The 15098-nt window shown below is 44.0% G+C and carries 13 protein-coding genes; 3 read left to right on the top strand and 10 right to left on the bottom strand.

All coding sequences use genetic code 11. The features are described 5' to 3' along the window. Nucleotides 1–32: 32 nt before the first annotated feature. From ccoG to C3Y98_RS01330, 4 genes are all read right to left on the bottom strand, one after another. Nucleotides 33–1469 carry a cytochrome c oxidase accessory protein CcoG gene (gene ccoG / locus C3Y98_RS01345; protein WP_135276342.1) on the bottom strand — a complete coding sequence of 479 codons (1437 nt, stop codon included), beginning with the start codon at nucleotides 1467–1469 and terminating at the stop codon, nucleotides 33–35. A gap of 75 nt (nucleotides 1470–1544) precedes the next feature. Next, on the bottom strand, nucleotides 1545–2072 hold the full coding sequence (locus tag C3Y98_RS01340) for a DUF934 domain-containing protein (protein WP_135276341.1): 528 nt from the start codon (nucleotides 2070–2072) through the stop codon (nucleotides 1545–1547). Then, complete coding sequence (locus C3Y98_RS01335) at nucleotides 2065–3807, bottom strand: nitrite/sulfite reductase (RefSeq protein ID WP_135276340.1); 1743 nt, start codon at nucleotides 3805–3807, stop codon at nucleotides 2065–2067. The genes C3Y98_RS01340 and C3Y98_RS01335 overlap by 8 nt, the downstream gene beginning before the upstream one ends. A gap of 131 nt (nucleotides 3808–3938) precedes the next feature. Beyond that, entirely contained in the window at nucleotides 3939–5369 is a 1431-nt protein-coding gene (locus C3Y98_RS01330; protein WP_135276339.1) for an aminotransferase-like domain-containing protein, read from the bottom strand. A gap of 425 nt (nucleotides 5370–5794) precedes the next feature. Here C3Y98_RS01330 and C3Y98_RS01325 point away from each other — a divergent pair, with 425 nt between their 5' ends. Beyond that, on the top strand, nucleotides 5795–6175 hold the full coding sequence (locus C3Y98_RS01325) for a flagellar protein FlaG (RefSeq protein WP_135276338.1): 381 nt from the start codon (nucleotides 5795–5797) through the stop codon (nucleotides 6173–6175). Nucleotides 6176–6334: 159 nt separating this feature from the next. Here the strand turns inward: C3Y98_RS01325 and C3Y98_RS01320 are convergent, their stop codons facing one another. The 5 genes from C3Y98_RS01320 to C3Y98_RS01300 all read right to left on the bottom strand — a co-directional run bounded on the left by C3Y98_RS01320 (nucleotide 6335) and on the right by C3Y98_RS01300 (nucleotide 11482). Further along, the gene (locus C3Y98_RS01320) at nucleotides 6335–6814 is read right to left on the bottom strand and encodes a nuclear transport factor 2 family protein (protein WP_135276337.1); all 480 of its coding nucleotides are present in this window, start codon (nucleotides 6812–6814) and stop codon (nucleotides 6335–6337) included. Between the two features lie 59 nt (nucleotides 6815–6873). Next, complete coding sequence (locus tag C3Y98_RS01315) at nucleotides 6874–8697, bottom strand: ABC transporter ATP-binding protein (RefSeq protein ID WP_135276336.1); 1824 nt, start codon at nucleotides 8695–8697, stop codon at nucleotides 6874–6876. Between the two features lie 21 nt (nucleotides 8698–8718). Continuing rightward, entirely contained in the window at nucleotides 8719–9192 is a 474-nt protein-coding gene (gene ispF, locus C3Y98_RS01310; RefSeq protein WP_135276335.1) for a 2-C-methyl-D-erythritol 2,4-cyclodiphosphate synthase, read from the bottom strand. Further along, nucleotides 9192–9881, bottom strand: coding sequence for a 2-C-methyl-D-erythritol 4-phosphate cytidylyltransferase (gene ispD, locus C3Y98_RS01305; RefSeq protein ID WP_135276334.1), 690 nt, complete (start codon nucleotides 9879–9881; stop codon nucleotides 9192–9194). Before ispD ends, ispF begins: the two co-directional genes overlap by 1 nt. Before the next feature lie 122 nt (nucleotides 9882–10003). After that, nucleotides 10004–11482, bottom strand: coding sequence for an aminotransferase-like domain-containing protein (locus C3Y98_RS01300; RefSeq protein ID WP_135276333.1), 1479 nt, complete (start codon nucleotides 11480–11482; stop codon nucleotides 10004–10006). Between the two features lie 59 nt (nucleotides 11483–11541). Between C3Y98_RS01300 and C3Y98_RS01295 the strand changes: the two genes are divergently transcribed. After that, nucleotides 11542–11775, top strand: a complete 234-nt coding sequence (locus C3Y98_RS01295; protein ID WP_135276332.1) for a hypothetical protein — start codon at nucleotides 11542–11544, stop codon at nucleotides 11773–11775. A gap of 46 nt (nucleotides 11776–11821) precedes the next feature. Then, nucleotides 11822–12259, top strand: a complete 438-nt coding sequence (locus tag C3Y98_RS01290; RefSeq protein ID WP_135276331.1) for an FMN-binding negative transcriptional regulator — start codon at nucleotides 11822–11824, stop codon at nucleotides 12257–12259. A gap of 22 nt (nucleotides 12260–12281) precedes the next feature. Here C3Y98_RS01290 and mgtA read toward each other — a convergent pair whose 3' ends face one another. Then, nucleotides 12282–14846, bottom strand: coding sequence for a magnesium-translocating P-type ATPase (gene mgtA / locus C3Y98_RS01285; RefSeq protein ID WP_135276330.1), 2565 nt, complete (start codon nucleotides 14844–14846; stop codon nucleotides 12282–12284). Nucleotides 14847–15098 lie beyond the last annotated feature (252 nt).

Here is a 15098-nt window from a genome sequence, read left to right as displayed (position 1 = left end):
CTTGATTTAACCCTTATTTATAGTGATACAGACTAGCGGGACATGTAAAAGATAGATTTTTGGGTAATACGCTCTTTAGTCCCCAATGCTTCCACTTCAAACACAATTGGATGTGTACCGCTGCGTACTGCACCATCGGCAATTTGCAGGCTCACAGCCACCAACCGCTCATTAGCAGGCTCTACCGTGAACTGGGTTTGCGATGCCATCGACAAGCCATCAATACCAGTCACTGATACGCGATAAGTCTCTTTGGCCTCGGTCACATTGGTAATTTGCAACTGATAGACATTCTCTACCTTGCCGCCGGAAACCAATCTGGACATCACACCTCGATCGCGATTAACATCCACTTTAAATGCAGGGCGCATCGCCAAGGAAACCACCAAACCGAGAGAAAGCAGCAATAATAACGCACTATAAATCAGCACACGCGGACGTAATATTTTTTGAATCACCTGATGCTTGGTCCAATGCTGAGCAAGACCATTTTGGGTTGTAAAGCGAATTAAGCCACGGGGATAATTCATTTTATCCATAATGCTGTTACATGCGTCCACACACAAACCACAACTGATACATTCATATTGCAAACCATTGCGGATATCTATACCGACCGGACACACTTGCACACAGAAGTTGCAATCAATACAGTCGCCCAAACCTTCCTGTTTTGCGTCTACTTTTCTGGAACGGCCACTGCGTGGTTCACCGCGCTCTTGGTCGTAAGTCACAATAAGCGTGTCATTATCAAACATTGCACTTTGGAAACGCGCATAAGGACACATGTGTTTGCATACCTGCTCACGCAAGAAACCAGCATTGCCATAGGTAGCTAAGCCATAAAAACAAATCCAGAATGTTTCCCAAGGGCTGAGTTTAATCTGAATAATACTGTCCAATAAATCACGTATCGGTGAAAAATAGCCTAAGAAAGTGAATCCTGTAAAAATTGAGAAGCTAATCCAAGCCAGATGTTTCAAGGATTTTATATAGAGTTTTTTAACTCCAAACTTAGCCCCATCCAAGCGGATACGTGCGGCTCTATCCCCTTCAATTTTACGTTCCATCCATAAAAATATTTCGGTATAGACCGATTGTGGGCAAGAGAAACCACACCACAGCCTGCCGGCAACCGCAGTAAACAGGAACAAAGCTAGCGCTGCGATGATGAGAATAATTACCAAATAGATTAAGTCTTGAGGGTATAGCACCAATCCAAAAATATAGAAACGGTGGGTGCTGATATCCAACAGCATCGCCTGCCGCTCACCCCACTGCAACCACGGCACACCGTAAAACACAATTTGTGTAATCCATATCATCACCCAACGCCAGTTTTTGAAAAAACCGAAGGTATTGCGTGGATATATCTTAGCTTGCGCCTCGTACATAGGCATAAATCCACCTTGTGCTGGCGCACTTACAATCGGAATGACCTTCTTAGATGGTGTTTTAGCATCTTTCATTTGCAGTCCTTGCATACAATAAAATAACTCAAGTTAAACTGATGTAAAGCTATAGATTTCAATAGCGATTCATTGTTACGGCCTATTACTTTTAATCGGCTGTCGATAAGATTTTTGGTAGGTATCGCTAAAGGTATGCAAAGCGTCTAATGCCAATTGCGCATCATGACCTGGTTTAATCAGAAAGCTATCAAAGCCACATCTGGCTAGGTAATACACTGTGTCAATCATCACATCTCCCACCGCTCTTAATTCTCCAGACCATTGGTAGATATTTCTTAACAATTGCGCCAGTGAATACCCCCTACCATCCGTATAACTTGGAAAATCTATCGCAATCAATGCAATATCTGCCTGACATAACGCATGCACATGGGTGCTGGTAGCATCATCAAAATCAGCATCTGAAGGAATCAATACAGCCACAGGGAATTGCCTGCCTTCCAATAACAACTGATGTGCAAGCCAAGTATCAAAGGTCACCATCCAAATTGCGTCATCAGGTGGGACTAATAATGCTTGTTCGTTATTCATGTCAAAACACTGCACCTCATTCACTGTAAGCTGACCACCACGAATTAAGTTTGGGTTAGAGTCAGACATTGGATTCCCTTACTAAGTTTGAAGTCTTTGCCAGTAACGGGTCCATATAAACATCCTTTTTGAACGGCTCAATCCCGACACGGTCAACCACATCGATAAACCGCTCTACATCGCTCTCTCGGATTGATAAATAAGTTTGAATTAAACGTGCGATAACATCTGGGACTTGCTCACGTGCAAACGAAGGGCCAATTACTCGGCCAATCGCCGCGCTAGCGTTGCTATCTGTGTTTGATTTGACACCAGCTTTAAGCGCACCAGACTGTCTGCCACCCAAAGTGATTTGGTACCACTCTTCACCCGCTTTATCTACCCCCAAAATACCGATATGACCTACATGATGATGCCCACAGGAGTTCATGCAGCCGGATAAGTTAAGATCAAGCTCGCCAATTTCGTGCACGTAATCTAAATCATCAAATTTTTGCTGGATAGCTTCTGCCACTGGGATAGATACAGCATTCGCCAAACTGCAGTAATCTCCGCCCGGGCAGGCAATGATGTTGGTAATTAGCCCAATATTAGGTGTTGCCAGATTAAGCACGCTCAGTTCTTGCCATAGCGCATAGAGCGACTTGGTTTTAACATCGGGCAAAATGATATTTTGTTCATGCGAAACACGCAGTTCACCAAACCCATAGTTGTCAGCCATTTCGGCAAGTACATCCATCTGGTCTGCAGTAATATCGCCTGGGGGAGATCCTGTCGCTTTCAGCGATACGGTCACCGATGAATAGCCAGTAATTTTATGCTGATGAATATTGGTACGGAACCATCGTGCAAAGGCAGGACTAGCCTCTAAATGAGGTGCAATGGCAGCACTGCCATTTTCATGCAAGACGCCATAACTGGGCCATGTAAACTTATCTGCAATCGCGCTAACAAACTCAGCGGTCACGGTGTCAGCGCCGCCTTTAATGCGTGCCCATTGTTCATTGACCTGCTGAGCAAAAACCTCTGGCGTGAGGTCTTTGACCAAAATCTTGATACGTGCCTTATATTTGTTATCTCTTCTGCCATGTAGGTTATAAACACGCAGTGTGGCCTGCAAATAAGTCAACAGGTCATACCAGGCAACAAAAGGATTAATCAGCTTGCCAACAAGCGGCGTTCTACCCAAGCCACCGCCCACAAATACTCTAAAGCCAAACTCACCGTTGTGCTCAACTGCTTGCAAACCTATATCATGTACACCAATCGCAGCCCGGTCTGTCACGGAGCCACTTACCGCTATTTTGAATTTACGCGGTAAGAATGCAAACTCAGGATGCAGCATAGACCACTGCCGTATAATTTCACACCAGACGAGAGGGTTAATGATTTCGTCGTACGCCACACCAGCAAAATGATCTGTGGTGGTGTTACGGATACAATTACCGCTGGTTTGGATGGCATGCATTTGCACGGTAGCAAGCTTAGCTAAAATATCAGGCGCATCTTCCAAACGGGGCCAATTAAACTGAATATTCTGGCGGGTAGTCAAATGCGCGTAGCCTTTATCCCAACGCCGCGCAACATAAGCCAAGGTGCGTAATTGATTGGAGGTCAACATCCCGTAAGGGATTGCCACCCGCAACATTGGGGCATGCCGCTGAATATACAATCCATTTTGCAAACGTAGTACACGGAACTCATCTTCAGATAACTGTCCATTGAGAAATCGCTGCGTTTGCCCCCTGAACTGGGCAACGCGCTGTTCCACCAACTTCTGGTCTATTTCATCATAGATATACATTTAATCACCTTAAAAATTGGCGTAGTGACAACAACCAAGTTATTTTTTACAGTGACTAAAGCTTAAGGCTTGAGGCTAATGAATAACAGAGACAGATGCTTACAAAAAAAGCATAACAGATGACAAAAATCTTACGGCAATGACTGAGGCATTAACCCCAATACTAGCGTACCTAATGTTGCCAGTGCTGCCTCAATGCGCGCATCCCAAATATGTCCGTAATTCAAACGGATATAGCTGGTGAAGTGGCGCTGTGCAGAAAAGATAGGACCAGGTGCAATGCTAATGCCATTATTGAGTGCAAGTTTATGCAGCTCAAGTGCATTAACGTTATCAGGCAGTTTAACCCATAAAAAGTAGCCGCCCTGTGGTAACGTTAAGCAAGTGCCTGCAGGAAAATAGCGCTCAATGGCTTCCACGAACTTAATTTGATTCACCAACAAGGCATGGCGTAAATTGCGCAAATGCTTATCATAACCACCCTTTTGCAAATATTTGGCAATTCCCACCTGCGCCGGTACCGATGCAGAAATAGTGGTGGTTAATTTAAGTCGCGCTACTGTTTTAATAAATCGCCCCGGTGCAACCCAGCCTACGCGGTAGCCAGGCGCAAGACATTTGGAAAATGAGGAACAATGCATTACCAGGCCGTCGGTATCAAAGGCCTTTGCTGGCACTGGCCGCTTATCACTAAAATACAACTCGCCGTAAACATCATCTTCAATCAACGGCAATTGATACTTGGTGATGAGTGCCACTAACGCCTGTTTCTTCTCGTTTGAAAGCAAGCTACCCAAAGGATTCTGAAAGTTAGTCATTAGCCAGCAAGCTTTAGGTTGATGCTGCACAATGGCACGCTCCATTGCTGCTAAATCAATCCCATCTTTAGGGTGGCTAGGAATCTCAACCGCTCGCAGTCCAATACGCTCTATGGATTGCAATGCCGCATAAAAGGTTGGTGACTCAATGAGAATAGTATCTCCAGGCCGGGCAACTGCCATCAGGCATAAATTCAATGCTTCTAACGCGCCATTTGTCACGACGATTTCATCCGCCGTCACGTGTAAACCATCAATCATGTAACGTAAAGCAATCTGCCGCCTAAGGTTAATATCGCCTGCACTTAGGTTATCTACACTGGCCCAAGGGTCCATAATCTGCACGCTGGATGCCATGGTCTTAGCTAAATTCGCCCGCGGAAACAACAGAGGGCTGGGAAACGCAGAACCTAAAGGCACCACACTTTTAAGCCGAATTGACTCCAGCACCTCAAACACCAACTCACTCACATCTACCTCTGTAGATTCTAACTGGCTTTCAATCATGGGCGCGGGCGAAGATGGCATATTCACAGCACCGCCAGTGACAAAGTACCCGGAGCGCTCACGCGCCGTAATCAGGCCTCTAGCCTCCAATAAATAATAGGCCTCTAACACAGTAGCGGCGCTCACATCACGGCTAACACTGGCTTGGCGTACCGAAGGCAGCTTATCTCCACGGCACAAAACCCCTTCTTGAATAGACTGGGCGATAGAGTTAGCAAGCTGCTCGTAAAGCTTCATGGCTTTCCTGTGATATTTAAGTGGGCACAAATGGCATGCTACCCTATACGCCAAAAATTACTACCCAAACCATGAGCCTGGCTTATATAAAGACCAGCTAAATCGACCGCAACCAATAAAGATTGGTTTTATAAAATTAATGCTGGGTTGCAATCCTAAAAGGCATAAAAACTATACTTAACTCACTAGACTTTTACATAAAAATCATAGAAAAAAACATAAAAAAGCTACAAATACAAAAATAATTTAATAGTTAACTATATGAATATATTAACAATTTAATAAATATTTAAATTATTTTAAATATTTTTTGCTTTTACCCTAAATTATCTAAATATGCTGCCGTTAAAGAGTTATAAGATACGGCAAAATTTAACTTAATTTTCAACCCAATAACAATTTAAGACACGATTTTAAGGGCTAACATGTTTAATTCTTCAATAGATGGTTACGGCGGCATAAAAATGCCAATCAGCACGCAACAAACTACAGACGCGAAAGCTACTGCCCAAGCTAATAACGCGAATCGCGCTGCTTTAAAATCAGTGGATACGTCTGACAATAGAACATCAACTGAAGCTAATAAAGACATGTTGACGGCCGCAGTCAATAAATTGAACGAGCTTGTAGCGCCTGCGCTGCAAACGGTTCAGTTTTCAATGGATGAAGAAGCTGGGCGCATGATTGTAAAAGTCATTGACACCGCAACGCAAAAAACGATCAGACAAATCCCTAATGAAGAGGTGTTAGCCTTTTCAAAAACGCTAGGCAGACTACAAGGCCTAGTAGTGAGAGAACGCGCTTAAGCAGACACAACTTAGCAGCTAAAGCCATTTTAGCTGCATCAAGTAAGAAATAAGCATTTGCGGTTTTCATGTTGCCGCAAATGCTTCACTCAAAATGATTTACCGCATACCCTAATCCAGAACCAACACCTCAAACACTCAAGCTTGCAGTTCCAAACACTACAAACCGAGTTCACTCAAGCTAGCATAGTCGTCAGGCCTGCGCCCGATTGGCCATAAAAACTTACGCTCAGTCTCTTTGATTGGCAAATCGTTAATACTGGCATAACGTAACTCCATTAAACCATTAGCATCAAACTGCCAGTTCTCATTACCATAAGAGCGATACCACTGCCCGGAGTCATCATGCCACTCATAGGCAAAGCGAACGGCAATACGGTTGTGATCATGCGCCCACAATTCTTTAATTAAGCGGTACTCTAACTCACGCGCCCATTTGCGAGTTAAGAACGCAACAATTTGCTCACGCCCAGTTAAAAACTCTGCACGATTACGCCATTGACTATCAGGCGTATATACCAGTGATACACGATGCGGATCTCGGCTATTCCAGCCATCTTCGGCCAGCCGCACTTTCTGCGCAGCTGTTTCACGTGTAAAAGGCGGTAACGGTGGCTTTACTTCATTGCTTGCAGACATCTCTTCGCTCCTAAAATATGAATATATTTAACTGATGAACCTGAGAAAAAATAAAAGCGCTATTCACCCAAAAAGCCGCCGCTTTGGTGCGCCCATAACGTTGCGTATATACCGCCTTGCTTAATCAGAGCTTGATGATCACCTTCTTCTACAATCCTGCCATCATCCAGCACGATTAAGCGATCCATCGCGGCGATGGTAGAGAGCCTATGCGCAATTGCCACCACGGTTTTACCCTGCATCAAGTCATATAGGCTAGCCTGTATTGCTTGCTCCACTTCGGAATCCAGCGCGCTAGTGGCTTCATCTAGCAGCAAAATCGGGGCATCTTTTAAAATCACACGTGCAATCGCAATACGCTGGCGCTGACCTCCAGATAGTTTCACACCACGCTCACCTACATGCGCATCATAACCGGTACGGCCTTTAGCATCACACAAGCCTAAAATAAACTCATGAGCCTCTGCACGCTTTGCCGCATCAATCATCTCTTGCTCTGTGGCGTTTGGCCGCCCGTACAGAATATTGTCGCGCACACTGCGGTGCAATAACGATGTATCTTGTGTCACCATCGCAATTTGGCTACGTAAACTGTTTTGCGTCACATCGCGCACATCTTGACCATCAATCAAGACACGACCACTCTCTACATCATAAAAACGTAGCAGCAAATTCACTATGGTAGATTTTCCAGCGCCAGAGCGCCCTACTAAGCCAACTTTTTCACCTGGTCGAATATTTAAACTCAGGGCTCTTAGTACTGAGGTCTGCATGCCATACGCAAAATCCACCTGTTCAAATACGATTTCGCCTGTGCTGATTTTTAATGCTGGCGCGTCAGGTTTGTCGATAATCTGCTGAGTTAAAGAGAGGGTGTTCACCCCATCTTGCGCGGTGCCAATATGCTCATAAAGTGAGGTAAGCTCCCACATCACCCAATGAGAAATACCATTAAGACGCAATGCCATAGCAGTAGCAGCAGCAACGCCACCAACACTGACCTCGTTATGTGTCCATAACCACAATGCAACACCAGAGGTTGCTATTACCAACAGCATATTAAGAATATGATTGGTAAATTCCACGCCTGATACATAGCGCATTTGCTTATGCACAGTGCCTAGGAACTCGCTCATGGCTGACTTCGCATAATAAGCCTCACGCCCGGCGTGCGAAAATAATTTGACCGTGCTGATATTGGTATAAGCGTCTGTAATGCGCCCAGTCATTAACGAGCGAGCATCTGCCTGATTTTGCGAAACTTTAGCTAACCTTGGTACAAAGTAGCTGAGCGAAATCACATAACATACAACCCACACTAAAAAAGGTAGCACCACTATGGCATTAAAATGACCGACCACAGCCACCATCGTAACGAAATAGATCACTACAAACACCAGAATATCCGCCACAATAAACCACACATCACGCACAGCTAGCGCCGTTTGCATCACCTTGGCAGAAACGCGCCCTGCAAACTCATCTTGATAAAAGCTCATGCTTTGCCCAAGCATTAAACGGTGAAAGTTCCAGCGTAAGCGCATAGGAAAATTACCCGCCAGCGTTTGATGTTTAATCAAGGTTTGCACGGCTATCAACACACCGCTAAAAATCAATAACCCAGCCAACATCAGCAAATGATTTTTTTCTGTCTGCCACAGCAGTGCTGGTGAACTTTTACTTAACCAATCCACCACCTTGCCCATCACTGCAAATAGCATGGCCTCAAAACCACCGATCATGGCAGTAAAGAATGTCATCACTAAAATAAACAGGCGCGAGCCTTTGGTGCAAGACCATAAGAATGGCCATAACGCATTGGGAGGGGGAACGATTTCTTTTGCAGGAAAAGGATTTAACAGGTTTTCAAACCAGCGCAGCATAATAGCCTTAGATAGATGTGATTAGATAGGCTGCAACAAGCATACAGCCTCTGCCGCAATGCCTTCACCCCGGCCCGTAAAGCCAAGCTTCTCGGTCGTGGTCGCCTTCACGTTAATTTGTGTCACTTCAACACCACAATCAGCCGCGATATGCACACACATGGCAGCAGTATGTGGCCCTAATTTAGGCGCCTCGCACATCACGGTGGCATCAATATTGCCAACAACATAACCATGCTCTCGCACTAAGTTCACCACATGCCTTAGCAACTGACGGGAATCTATGCCCTTGTAGCGCATATCGGTTGGAGGAAAATGTTTACCAATATCACCTAGCGCCACAGCCCCCAGCAAGGCATCACAAATTGCATGCAGCAATACATCTGCATCCGAATGACCATCCAACCCCTTGTCGTGCGGAATATCCACCCCGCCAATAATGCACTTGCGACCAACCACTAAAGCATGCACATCAAAGCCATGACCAATTCTCATTATGCGATTTCCTTTTGTATTAACACTTCCATCAATGCCATATCTTGTGGGTAGGTAATTTTCATGTTTCTTAGCGAGCCCACCACCAGCTTTGGTTCCAAGCCGAGTGCCTCAATGGCTTGCGCTTCATCTGTAGGAGCACCGTCAAAGTTTTCTAAAGCGCGCTTCAGCAGGCTATAACGGAACATTTGCGGCGTTTGTGCTTGCCAGAGACCATCACGAGGAATCGTATCTTTTACACGAGAATCGGCATTGGATTGTTTTAAGGTATCAGCCAATGGCAGTGCCAGCAGTCCGCCAACCGCATCATGCTCTAAACTATCTAGCAAGGTATTGAGCAAAGCTAATGTTAGCCCTGGCCGCGCAGCATCATGCACCAATATCCAGTCATCCTCATCTATCTGCGACTGCAAGGCCTGCAAAGTGTTTAACACAGTCTCCGCGCGCGTTTCGCCGCCGGTGTAATGCAACTGCAACCTGCTGTTAGCATCCAGATCAAGATTACGCCAGAAATAATCCTCTGGACTTAATGCCAAATGAATACTGGCAATACGTGGGGAAGCAAAAAACGTCTGGATACTGTAGGAAATCATCGGCTTGCCAGACAAAGGTAAGTACTGCTTGGGAATAGCGGTTTCCATCCGATTACCAATACCAGCTGCAGGGATAATAATGTGAAAACGTGCCATACTAAGCCATCAATAAGTTAAAAATCATGCTTGGATTCTAACATAGCCACCCAGCCGATTTTAAAAATAACGCCGCGTCATCCACCTACATCTGACAGCATAGACTGCACTAGAGCAATAAGCTAACTAGTCGCTTTCATGCCTACTTGCCGCTTTAAGAAGTCAAAAATCCTATCATCATTGCAATGCGCCACATTAAAGCGCAACCATGATGACGGCTCTTGATAAGGACGAAACAAGTTACCCGGTGCCAGCATGATATTTTCTCGCGTTGCCAATGTGGCAACCTCTGCAGCGTTCTGCCCCGCCGGCAGTTGCGCCCATACAAACATGCCTCCAACAGGGTCCACATGCAATGTAAGGCCGCTGTGCTCCAGCTGCTCAATCACCTGTCCGCGCACTTCCTGCAAGCGTGAACGTACACGCTCTATATGTTTGCGATAACGCCCCTCAATTAGGATCTGGTACATAATTCGCTGGTTAATCTCAGAAGTAGTCAGCCCGGAAAGCAGTTTTAAATCCAGCAGCCTAGCAGCCAACTCTGGCGCACAGGCAATAAAACCTACACGCAAGCTAGCCGATATAGTCTTAGAGAAACTGCTAATATAGATTACCCGCTTAAGCTGATCTAATGTTGCAAGTCTAGGCGCGCTACTTGGATGTAAATCTCCGTAAATATCATCTTCTACAATGTATAGTTGATGCTTTTCTGCCAACTGTAAAATTTGGTGCGCCACTGCTAAACTGGTGCTAGTACCAGTTGGATTATGCAGCACGGTATTGGTAAAAAATAATTTAGGATGAAACTCCTGAATCAATTGCTCCATGCGCGCCACATCGGGCCCGTTTATATTGCGTGGAACGCCAATCAACTTGGCACCCAGTGTTTTTAAATAACCAAACAGTGTGTAATAACCAGGATCATCAATCAAAACAGCGTCTCCGGGCCTAATCAAAAGACGCGCAGCTAGATCTAAACCATGCGTAGCGCCGTTGGTCATGATAACTTGATTCACTTCGGCACTAATGCCAATATCAGACAAATGCTTTTGCAATAAATGCTGCCGTAGTGGCTGGTAGCCACTCACATCACCATAACCTGTTAAAAACTCACCCGGCTTACGTGATAGCTCATGCAAGCTTTTCTGTATCACACTCGGGTTTAACCAATCACTAGGCAGCCAACCACAACCAGGCCTGACTGCCCCGGATATATCTTGAAAAGTATTATGCAACAGCCATAACACATCATCAGCCTGGTCTAGGCGGCAAGTGCTTGCGGTGGAAACTTCAACCTGCTGCCGTGCCGCAACATAAAAACCGGAACCTCGACGAGACGCCAAATAGCCTAATGCAACTAATCGATCATAAGCATCGACCACAGTAAATCTGCTGACATTATGCTGGATGGCAAAGTTACGTATAGAAGGTAAGCGCGTGCCAACCCGCAGTACACGCTCCTCAGTTAAGCGCTTAATCCCAGCAACAATTTGCTCGACTAGGGGCACAGTGTCTTCAGGATTTAATGTAAGTAAAGGCAATGCTTCTGGCATGGTATTTTGACCTGTACAGTTATATCTAGTGAATAACAAATTGTACATGTAGTGTCATGGTATAGAAAGTTATAGTGCTGTTAGTCAATACACGGAATAACCTCATCATGAAACTCATTGTGCTATCAGCAACTTTAATTTTGTTAGCAATAACAGGCTGTCGTGGCCAAGTGGAGGAGCCAAGCAGCCAAACAAATGCAGCCTCACACGGCCTACAAAAAACAAACAATGAGCGCCCATGCCTGACCAATCTTGCTGACAGTTTAGCCAAATGCTCAGCAACCATCACTAAGCAAAAGCGCTTTGTCTTGGTGCGCTCGGTTGCCATTCCTGAAAACTAATCAGCCATTACATAAAACCAATGTCTTCAACACCATAAAGTTAGCGATGTATATTCCACCACATTTTGCAGAAAATCGCCCGCAGGCGCTTTTTGATATCATGACATCTCACCCACTGGGTACATTGGTAACACAAAGCACCAATGGCCTAGAAGCCAACCACCTTCCTTTTGAGATGGATACATGCAGTGTAGAGCTTGGCACTCTGCGAGCACATGTAGCAAGAGCTAATCCGATTTGGCAGGAAACCACAGGCGACGATGATGTACTGGTGATTTTTAGGGGTCTAGATGCATACGTATCACCCAACTGGTACCCAAGCAAACACGATACTCACCGGCAAGTACCTACTATCTGGAACTACCAAGCAGTGCATGTGTATGGAAAAATCAAGTTTATAGAAGATGTCGACTGCCTGCACACAATAATTGAACGCCTCACGCACACGCACGGACATAAAACACAGTCCACATCACTAAAGTGATTCCCAACGTTTCCCTGTTAAGCTAGTTTCCTACTTTTAACAATTTATAATTGTGATAAAACACTTGTTTTGCTAATTCAACCATACAAAGATAAGTAAACATCATGCCTCCTAATATCAAATAAAACTTCGTAGGGGGCGAGACAAAGCCAAAATAAGTTCCAATTGATGTAAATGGCAAGATAATTGCGATCCCCACGATCATCAAAGAAGTTGCAATCAGCAGTGGGTGAGCATGACTTTTAAGTGGATTCCCACGGGTACGGATGATAAAAATCACCATGACCTGTGTGCATAATGACTCCACAAACCAACCAGTTTGAAAGAGCTGTTCATTCGCTTGTAACATGACCAACATGACATAAAAAGTTAAAAAATCAAACATAGAGCTAATTGGACCAATGACGAACATAAAATTCCGTATAAAGTCTATATTCAAAACTCGTGGATTATGTGTATCCGCGGCATCAACTTTATCCAAGGGAATCGGTAGCTCAGATATGTCATAGAGGATATTGTTGAGGAGAATCTGAGTTGGGAGCATTGGTAAAAATGGTAAGAACAGAGCTGCCCCAGCCATGCTAAACATATTGCCAAAGTTTGAACTTGTGCCCATCATCATGTACTTCATAATATTGCTGAATGTACGCCGACCCTCCATTACCCCAGCATGCAGAACATGAAGGTCTTGCTTAAGCAGAATAATATCTGCCGCTTCTTTTGCAACATCAACTGCAGACTCTACTGACATTCCTACATCTGCAGAATGTAAAGGTGGTGCATCATTGATGCCATCACCAAGATAACCGACTACATGCCCATTTGATTTCAACGCTAAGATTACTCTATCTTTTTGTGATGGGTTCATTCGGCAGAACAGATTAATGCTTTCAACTTTGGCACGAAGCGCATAATCATCCATTAATGCTACTTCAGCACCAGTAAGTTGACCGATCACAGATATTTTGAGTTGATTACAGACATGCCGAGTAACCAGCTCACTATCACCAGTTACAATTTTAATTGCTACGCCAACTTTCTTAAGCGACTCTAAAGCTTCAGCCACTCCCTCTTTCGGCGGATCAAGAAATGCTGCAAACCCAACAAAAACCAACTCTGCTTCATCGCCCAATACCGCATGTTGATGATCAAAAGTGACTTTTCGCCAAGCTATGCCTAAAACTCTAAACCCATCCTCTTCCAACTTGTGCTGTTCAATACGTAGTAATAGTCGAGACGCTTCATCTAACACCTCTGAATTTTTGGCGCCTTCCAACTCGTAATGGCTACACAATCCAATAATTTCATCAGGTGCTCCTTTAACTATAAGCCAGCGTGACTCTCCATTATCAATTAAGACAGAAACACGGCGGCGCTCAAAGTCGAAAGGTACTTCATCAACTTTCTTCCACGTACCAATTTCAACATGTTGGTGAGAGATAATCGCCTCGTCAAGTGGGCTTTTTAGGCCCGACTCAAAGAAGCTATTAAAATAAGCCAACTCGATTACACGCTCACTAGTTTTACCTAGAGCATCTATGTGTTTTTCAAGCTTAATTTTGGCCTCGGTCAAAGTACCTGTTTTATCAGTGCAAAGAACATCCATCGAGCCTAAATCTTGGATTGCTGAGAGCCGCTTAACAATCATCTTTTTCTTTGCCATACGCATTGCGCCACGTGACAAAGTAACAGAAACGACCATCGGAAGAAGCTCTGGTGTTAGCCCTACAGCTAAAGCAACTGCAAATAAAAAAGACTCTAACCAAGGTTTATGAAAATAAGCATTTACAAACAATACAAACATCACCATAAAAATGGTTAACCGCATGATTAACAGACCAAAGCGATGTGTTCCAATTTCAAATGAAGTGGGTTTTGAGGGTTGCGATACTTTATCCGCAATTTCTCCAACTGCAGTATCGGCTCCAGTTTTGATCACTAGCATAGTCGCACTACCGCTAATGACTGATGTTCCCATAAAAAGAGCATTAGATGCATCTTGCAAATTAATAGCGGTATCTGCTGGCTTATCTGGACGCTTTTCTACAGGGTATGATTCTCCTGTTAATAAAGCCTGTCGTACAAAAAAATCTTTAGCTTCTAATATAACGCCATCAGCCGGAATTAGATTTCCTGCAGACAACATCACAATATCGCCTGGAACGATAAAATTAGCATCAATCTCTTGAGGTAACCCATCGCGTAAAACTAGAGTACGAATAGAAACAGATTGTTTTAATTTCAAAGCTGCAGCATTAGCTCGATACTCTTGAAAAAAGTCCAAGGTAACACTCAACAAAACCATAAAGCTAATAATTAAGAAGTTAGTTAGCTCGCCAGTAAATGCTGAAATGGCACTTGCTACTAATAAAATAATGACAAGTGGATTTTTGAAACGTTGTAGATACTGAAACAGTAAGGATTTGGCTTGAGTTTCATTAAAAGTATTAAACCCAAATTTTGCTAGCCTTATTTTAGCTTCTCTTGAAGTTAAACCTTTAGCTTCATTAGCTTCAAATAAGTTTTCAGATCCGATGTTATTCGGAAATTCTAGCCACCATGGTTTAGTGTTAAAGTTTTCTTGCATTTAGAATGCTTTCAGAAAATTTAAATCTTTCATGACCGTAAAGATGACTGAGGCAAGTGTGAGACAATGCGCATCAAACTTAAGTCGATTGAACACTAAAGTTGATTGGTGGCTTGTTTATAAAAGCCTGCTGTGTGATTTAAAAAACACTGCCATGTCTATTTCCTCTAAATTTATTGCCATATATGAACGAATACTACGTCTCATATTTAAATAATTTCATAAGGCAAGTTCAGTAAATAAGAGTAGCCT

This window comes from Methylotenera oryzisoli (assembly GCF_004661485.1).
Classification (GTDB): Bacteria; Pseudomonadota; Gammaproteobacteria; order Burkholderiales; family Methylophilaceae; genus Methylotenera; species Methylotenera oryzisoli.
This window is presented reverse-complemented; position numbering and strand designations above follow the sequence as displayed.